We start from the raw sequence: 7,054 nt of genomic DNA, 5'->3' as shown, positions 1-7,054 counted from the left end.
GGCGGGAGACCGCGCCGCAGCCGTCCGCCGCTTCCCGGCCTCCCTGATTGCCGGAGATTTGATCGAGCATCTGTAGGCCGGCAGAAGCGCGGGGGTGCTTTCCAGGTTTCATTCCGGCACATCTCCGTCTGCGCTTATTCTCCGCTCCCAGCCCTCGTCCATAGGCGCATATCCTTGGCCGTCTGCATATAATGCATACACAAGCATACAGCGGCAAAGGAGTTGGAAGCGTGAGCAGAGAGGTCAAACTGAGCAGCGCCTCCCCGGAGATGGATCCCCGCACCGCTCTCTTTCTCGCGGCGATGTGCGGGCAGACTTATATGCAGCTCCAAGGCATGGGAACGATCCGGCTTCCGGAGGAATATGAGCTTGTCGGCACCTTTCAAGCCGGAGGCTTGAACGGGTATTCCCAGCCGTTCGGATTTGTCGCGAAGTCGGCCCGCGCTTCCATTCTCGCCTTCCGCGGCACCAGCTCCACCTTGGAATGGATCACCGATTTCATGGCCGATCAGGTGGACTTCGATCTCATCCCCGAAGGCGGAGCTACTCACCGCGGATTCACGGAGCTGTACCGCAGCGCCAGGCCGCAAGTCATGGAGCTGCTGCGCCAAGCTCCGGCCGGCAATCCGCTGTTCGTGACCGGACACAGCCTCGGCGGCGCGCTGGCCACCCTGGCGGCGGTCGATCTGGCGGAGAACAGCGATTTCTCCGCTCCCGTCGTGTATACGTTCGCAGCGCCCCGTGTCGGCAATCCGGTATTCGTCGCCGCATACAACAAGGCGGTTCCCCAAAGCTTCCGCATCGCCAACAAGGACGATATCGTCGTCCACCTGCCTCCGCTCGTCTATCAGGATCCGCGAACCAAGACGATCTACTATTACTCGCATGTCCGCCATTCGAGCGAGCTTGATTTCAAAGGCGGCGGCATATCGGGAAACCATGTGCTGAGCAGCTACTTCCGCGCGCTCGCGCTGGAGGAGCCCGAATTCGTCGACGCCATGTGCATGGATCCGATCGGCTGGTGTCCTTCTCCGAGCCTTCCGGGCGAAGGCGGGAAGTAGCAACCACAGGCAAGCCCGATCCGCCCTGCAGCCGTCGGAACATCATGGGAGCTCAGCTGCCGCAGCGCCCAGTCAGGGAGCCGCCTGCTCTCTGCCTGCGAGTTGCCTGCGAGTTGTCTGCGAGCTGTCTGCGAGCTGTCTGCAAGCTGCCTGCCGAGATGTGAATGCTGCCTCATCGAAGCCAGTCGTTTCATCCAAGCATGCAGTCGCAAGCGTGCCCGTTCTCCGGTACAATAGAAAAACGAGCGGCCGTCTCCCGGCCGCCTTTTTTCGATCGGAGGAATGATGGCGCCATGTCCAAGCCTGACCACCCCGTCTCCGCTCCGGAGCCGGCTATCGGAGGCCGGCTCCGGGAGCTGCGGCTTGTTCGAGGATGGACGCAGCAGCAGCTGGCCGACGTTCTCGGAATCGCCAAGTCGACCGTCTCCCAATACGAGAACAACGTGAACGAACCGGATCTTCGGATGCTTGCCCGCCTCTGCCGGCTGTTCGAGGTGTCCTCTGACGATCTGCTCGGACTGCAAGCGGCCGCCGGCTCCCTCCCCGATTGTCTCAACGTCGAGCTCCGGGGGCTGACTGCCGATGAAGGAGCCTTTCTGCAAGCAAGCCTGGAGGCTTACCGCATGGCCGTCGCCAGGAAGGAAACAAACGCGGAACGCAGGCCTCTGCGGTAAGGCTTCAGGATAAGGGGTCAAGATCCGGCCGGGACGGCAATAACGCCAGCGACCGCCCTGCCTGGCCATATGAGAATGGCCAGGCTCCTTGGATGGATCCAGCCGCGTCGGAGCGCGATGACATCCGCTTACCTCCGTACATGCCATCGTTTGGGAAAAGCAAAAACCGTCCGGAAAACCGGACGGTTTTTTGCGGCTTTGAATCAAACCTTGGATCAGGCCTGAACCGGATCGATCAGCCTTTCACAGCCGGCATCGGCTGGAACATCATCGTTATCGGCAGGTTGCTGCCCGAGGCGATCATGTAGACAAGCTCCACCGTTTCCTGCGTGTTTCCGGAACGGTAGATGACGGCGGCTTCGTTCTGGTCCTTCAGCTGGTCATTGTTCGTAACCGGCACCAGCTGCCCGTTGACGAGGAAACCTCCCGCATACAATCCTCCCCTTGGATTGAGGGAGACGATCGTGCGCGGCGCCAAGGTCACTTTCATTTTGTAAAGGACGCCGAAATTGCCGACATTGTACTGCAGCGTTCCGGTCGTGTTGTCGTAGCCGTCCAGGTAGGGATCCAGCACGTTGTCGCCGAGCACGACGCGCTCGTCCTTCGTGCCGAGGACGCCGTCGATCTGGATGTCGCGGGTCGTATTGTTGAAAGAGCCGCGCGTATGGATTCCGTCGGCCGGCATCAGCTCCATGGAATCCAGGTTCTGCAGCGGATCCTTGCCGTCCGCGACAACGACGACGCGGAAGCGGAGCGTCTGGTCGGCGGCGACATCCGCGTAGGCCGAGTACACCATTCCCGGCTTGATCGCCGACTCGGAGATTTGCGGCAGCACTTTCAGCGACTGTCCCGGCTTCACCTGCGTCGTCACCGCTGCGCCATTGGCCTGCAGAGCACTCAGGTAACGCACAGTGGACAGCTTGCCGGTACGGATCTCGGACGGATCCGGTCCGCCGGTGCCGACCGCTCCCACGCTGAAGTTCGCCGGCATATTGCCTTCGTTCGTAACGACGAGGTACATGCGGACATTGTAGCTGAGCGTGTTCTTGTTATGGAAGAGGAAGCGGATATTGCCGGAGAACTGGTCATCGTACGCGATGCCCTCCTGCTTCCACAGCTCCGGGCTGTTGCTCCGGATCATCCGGGACGGCTCCGACTGGAAATCATAAGACAAAGTCGGAATACTCAGCACCGCTCCTCCGTCCACTTTGTACTTCTCTCCGACAGGAGTGAACAGCATGCCGAACTCCGTCTCCGTGTAGAGCACTTCATTCGAAATGGTGATCGTCTTGCTCACCGTCGAGGTGAGGCCTTGCGTATCCGTCACGCTCAGCGTGATTGTTTTTTCTCCCGGCTCGAAATAGCCCAGCTGGCGCCCGGTCCACTTCGTCTTGGCCGGATCGATCGCGTTGTTGTCGTCCGTGCTGAGATCCGTGAACTGAACCTGCTCGCCTTGACGGTAGACTGTCTTGTCTGTCGAGAAGTCCGCCACCGGCGGCATGTTCACCGGAAGGACCTGCACAGTCACCGAGTACGGATCGCTCCAGGTGCCGGCGGAATCCTGAACACGCCTTGTCACCGTATACGTTCCCGCCGCGGCGAATACATCCTGGCGGCCGGTCCATTCTTCATTCTGCATCGGCAGCCCGGCCGGCGAAGCATATTGGTCCACATATTGGACAGGATCGCCAGCGTACAGAGGCTGCGGCGTCACCTGGAACGCTGCGCTGGGCGTCGACTGCTGCCAGGTCAGCGTGACCGTCTTGCCGGAGAAGGCGATCTTGCTCTCGGATATGAGCGCCCAGGTGCGGATCGGAATCATGAGCGATCCTTTCAAGGAGTAGGCGGGCGCTTCTCCCGTCCATTTCGTGCCGTTGACAAGGATATCCTTCGTGTTCATCTTGAACCGGATCTCGCCCTTGGCGCTGATCGCGATGGATTCCTTCGTCTTGGCATCGTACGAGACCTGATAGCCGTACAGCTTGGCAAGCGAGCTGAAGGCGGCGTAGGAGTAGTCCTTGCTGATCGTAAGCGGCTGCACCGCGTTGTAAGGAGCGCCGTTGATCATCATTTTGGTGCTGTTTTTGGTCAGAACGAGCGTCTGGGCTCCGTCCAGAGGGCTGGCATTCGCGCTGCCGCCGTACACAGGAAGCAATAACAAGGAAAGCATGAGCAGCCATTTCATCGGTTTCATGGATCGGGTCTCCTTTGATTCTAATCGGTAAAAAAAGGCCGAGTCGCTTATCGCACTTAGAGTAAAACGCAGTTCCGATGGAAATGTTGCGAAATCTGGGATATTTATCAATGAGCGCAAGCTAAAAAATGCCGTCGTTGTGGACGGCGAAAGAAAGGTCGATTCATCCCGTGGACAAGTACTCTTGAATATTAGTACCAAGTCCTAATACCTTGATGTACAATGGGCTGAAAGGACCAACCGTATATGGAGGCGATAGAGCATGGAGGATTTGAAGCCCTATTTGCACGCAACAAGAATGAAGCTGCTGCAGGAGATCTCAGCTCTGACCGACGATGAATTCAATGGGATGGCCGGGAGCGGCAAGTGGAGCATCGCTCAGGTATGCCACCACTTGTTGAAGACGGAAAAGCTGTTCCTCAAAGCCCTTTCCTTCGGAGTTGAACATGGCGACCGTTTGCAGCCCGCCCGAAAACCGATTCAGAGCGTCTCGGACCGGTCCGAGAAATTTCCAGCCCCCAAAGTCTCGGAACCCGATGCCGGCCCCTTTCAGGTTGCTCAGATCGTCCAGCAATTGAACGATTCCCGATCAAATTTCATCGGCTTTCTGGATAGTATCGAACCTAAGTCCAAGTTGAAGGAAATAGCTGTGAATCATCCCCGGTTCGGCGATCTGCCCTTGGATCAATGGGTTGAGCTGCTGTATCTGCATGAGCAGCGGCATATCGAGCAAATCAAAGACCTTAAATCCTCGAGCTGATTCGGTGCTGCCTTAACGCCTCGCCGTTCCGATGATCTTCAGGCAGAAGCGGATTCGGAACAGGATCGATGGACAGGAAGGCAAAAAAACCATGAAAGCCCCAGGGCTTTCATGGTTCGGTTGATGCTCAGTCCCCGCTTATAGAACTTTGGAAAGGAATTCGCGCGTGCGCTCATGCTGCGGTGCGGCAAACACCTCACGGGGATTGCCTTCCTCTACGATATAACCGCCGTCCATGAAGATCAGGCGGTCGGCGACTTCCCGGGCAAAGCCCATCTCATGGGTGACGATGATCATCGTCATGCCCTGCTGGGCCAGCTTCTTCATGACGTCGAGCACTTCGCCGACCATCTCGGGATCCAGCGCGGAGGTCGGCTCGTCGAAGAGCATGACATCCGGCTGCATGGCGAGCGCGCGGGCGATCGCGATGCGCTGCTTCTGGCCGCCGGACAGGCTGTCGGGACGGGCATCGCGCTTGTCCTCGAGGCCGACCGTGCGCAGCAGCTCAAGCGCGATCTTTTCGGCCTCTTCCTTGCCGAGCCCCTTCACCTTGCGCGGAGACACGGTCAGGTTGTCCAGAACCGACATATGCGGAAACAGGTTGAAGTGCTGGAACACCATGCCCATCTTCTGGCGGATGGAGTTCAGATCCTTCTGGGCGCCCGTCACGTCGCGGCCCTCGAAGCGGATCGTGCCGCCGGTCGGCTCCTCGAGCCGGTTCAGGCAGCGCAGGAACGTGCTCTTGCCGGAGCCGCTCGGGCCGATGACCGCTACGACCTCGCCCTTGCTGATGGTCGAGCTGATGCCCTTCAGCACCTCGTTTTTGCCGAACGACTTGCGGAGCTCTTGAATTTCAATCATCGTTGGCCCATCCTCCTCTCAAGCAAGATAAGCAGGCGGGACAGCGTGAAGGTCATGATGAAGTAGATGCCGCCTGCGACCAAAAGCGGCTCGAACGAGCGGAACGTGACGCCCTGGATCGTCCGGGCGTTGTACAGCAGCTCGGCGAGGCCGACGACCGAAATGAGCGAGGAATCCTTGATGATGACGATAAGCTCGTTGCCTATGGCCGGCAGCATGTTGCGGAAAGCCTGCGGCAGCACGATGAGCCGCATCGTCATGCCGCGGGACATCCCGAGGGAGCGGGCCGCTTCGGTCTGGCCTTTGTCGATGGCCTGGATGCCCGCCCTGAATACTTCCGCCATATAAGCGGCGCTGTTGATCGTCAAGGCGACGACGCCCGCGACGAATGCCGGCAGGTTGATGCCGACCGTAGGCAGCGCGTAGTAGATGATCAGAATCTGCACGAGCATAGGGGTGCCGCGGATGATCTCGATGTACGTTACCGCCAGGAATTTGAGCACCCAGATCCGGGAAAGGCGGACAAGGGCAAGCAATACGCCGAAGAAAGTGCCGAACAGCACTCCCAAAACGGAAAGACGGAGCGTAAGCCAGGCTCCGTCCACAAAGTAAGACCAGTATCCGTTGAGTGCGGAAAAATCGAGATTCATTTTATTCGCACCATCCGTTCCTTATTTTCCGACCAGTTCATTGGCTTCGACGACGAAGCGGTCGATCTCTCCGCTTTCCTTCAGACGGTCGATCGTTTTGTTGATGGAATCGACGAGCTCCTGGTTGCCTTTCTTGATGGCGATGGCGGAGCCCGCTTCATCTGCCGATTGCTCGATCTTCACATTCGTAAGGGCGACTGTATCCTGGGCTTTGACGTACTGGTCGGCAACCGGCTTCTCCAGGATCAGAGCGTCCACGCGGCCCGAATTCAGCTCCAGGATCAGTTCCGGGATCTTGGCGATCGAAGTCAGCTTGGCGCCTTCGATTTCTTTGGCGATCCCTTCTTGGATCGAACCTTTTTGGACGCCGATTTTTTTGCCTTTCAGATCGTCCAGCGTGTTGAAGCTTCCTTCGTTTCCTTTTTTGGCGAGCACGCCTTGATCGGCCATATAGTAGATTTTCGAGAAGTCGACGGCTTTGGCGCGCTCCTCGGTAGGCGTCATGCCCGAGATGACGAAATCGACTTTGCCCGTATTGAGCGACAGCAGCAGGCCGTCAAAGTCCATGTCCTTGATTTCCAGCTTCGCGTTGAGATCCTTGGCGATTTCCTTGGCGATCTCGATGTCGAAGCCGACGATCGTGTCTTTGCCGTCAACCGTTTTGTGGAATTCGTACGGCGCATAATCCGCGCTCGTGCCGAGCACCAGCGTTTTTTGCTCCGTGCCCGCATTCGTATTCTCGGCTGCGCCCGTGTTCGCGGCACCGCCCGCATTGCTTTCGACGTTGCCCTTCTGGCCGCATAGCGGTCGSCTGCAGGCTGGGGGAGCGATCTCTACGGAACGCCCAGCCTGCC

Annotated in this window: 7 protein-coding genes; 3 read left to right on the top strand and 4 right to left on the bottom strand. The window is 58.5% G+C overall.

Features of this window, described 5'->3' with window-relative positions:
• The first annotated feature begins 230 nt into the window (after positions 1-230).
• Together BN871_RS22620 and BN871_RS26330 are read left to right on the top strand one after the other, a co-directional pair.
• Positions 231-1,061 (top strand): lipase family protein, encoded by an 831-nt coding sequence (locus tag BN871_RS22620; protein ID WP_232313272.1) that lies wholly within the window; start codon positions 231-233, stop codon positions 1,059-1,061.
• Between the two features lie 293 nt (positions 1,062-1,354).
• Complete coding sequence (locus BN871_RS26330) at positions 1,355-1,735, top strand: helix-turn-helix domain-containing protein (RefSeq protein WP_021879406.1); 381 nt, start codon at positions 1,355-1,357, stop codon at positions 1,733-1,735.
• Between the two features lie 235 nt (positions 1,736-1,970).
• Here BN871_RS26330 and BN871_RS22610 read toward each other — a convergent pair whose 3' ends face one another.
• Positions 1,971-3,929 (bottom strand): stalk domain-containing protein, encoded by a 1,959-nt coding sequence (locus tag BN871_RS22610; protein ID WP_048749036.1) that lies wholly within the window; start codon positions 3,927-3,929, stop codon positions 1,971-1,973.
• A 262-nt stretch (positions 3,930-4,191) separates the two neighbouring features.
• Here BN871_RS22610 and BN871_RS22605 point away from each other — a divergent pair, with 262 nt between their 5' ends.
• Complete coding sequence (locus BN871_RS22605) at positions 4,192-4,689, top strand: DinB family protein (RefSeq protein ID WP_048749035.1); 498 nt, start codon at positions 4,192-4,194, stop codon at positions 4,687-4,689.
• A 138-nt stretch (positions 4,690-4,827) separates the two neighbouring features.
• On the opposite strand, the gene BN871_RS22600 is transcribed toward BN871_RS22605, so the two are convergent.
• From BN871_RS22600 to BN871_RS22590, 3 genes are read right to left on the bottom strand one after another with little or no spacing between them, the layout of a single operon-like run.
• Positions 4,828-5,550 carry an amino acid ABC transporter ATP-binding protein gene (locus tag BN871_RS22600; protein ID WP_021879403.1) on the bottom strand — a complete coding sequence of 241 codons (723 nt, stop codon included), beginning with the start codon at positions 5,548-5,550 and terminating at the stop codon, positions 4,828-4,830.
• A complete protein-coding gene (locus tag BN871_RS22595) occupies positions 5,547-6,200 on the bottom strand; it encodes an amino acid ABC transporter permease (protein WP_021879402.1) in 654 nt (217 codons plus the stop codon). Before BN871_RS22595 ends, BN871_RS22600 begins: the two co-directional genes overlap by 4 nt.
• A 21-nt stretch (positions 6,201-6,221) precedes the next feature.
• Positions 6,222-7,031, bottom strand: coding sequence for an ABC transporter substrate-binding protein (locus BN871_RS22590; protein WP_048749038.1), 810 nt, complete (start codon positions 7,029-7,031; stop codon positions 6,222-6,224).
• Between the last annotated feature and the right edge of the window lie 23 nt (positions 7,032-7,054).

Source organism: Paenibacillus sp. P22 (genome assembly GCF_000469945.2).
Classification (GTDB): Bacteria; Bacillota; Bacilli; order Paenibacillales; family Paenibacillaceae; genus Paenibacillus_O; species Paenibacillus_O humicus.
This window is presented reverse-complemented; position numbering and strand designations above follow the sequence as displayed.

Coding starts and splice junctions, on each gene's coding strand:
- BN871_RS26330 (WP_021879406.1), top strand. CDS start 1,355: ATGTCCAAGCCTGACCACCCCGTCTCCGCTCCGGAGCCGGCTATCGGA.
- BN871_RS22610 (WP_048749036.1), bottom strand. CDS start 3,929: ATGAAACCGATGAAATGGCTGCTCATGCTTTCCTTGTTATTGCTTCCT.
- BN871_RS22605 (WP_048749035.1), top strand. CDS start 4,192: ATGGAGGATTTGAAGCCCTATTTGCACGCAACAAGAATGAAGCTGCTG.
- BN871_RS22600 (WP_021879403.1), bottom strand. CDS start 5,550: ATGATTGAAATTCAAGAGCTCCGCAAGTCGTTCGGCAAAAACGAGGTG.
- BN871_RS22595 (WP_021879402.1), bottom strand. CDS start 6,200: ATGAATCTCGATTTTTCCGCACTCAACGGATACTGGTCTTACTTTGTG.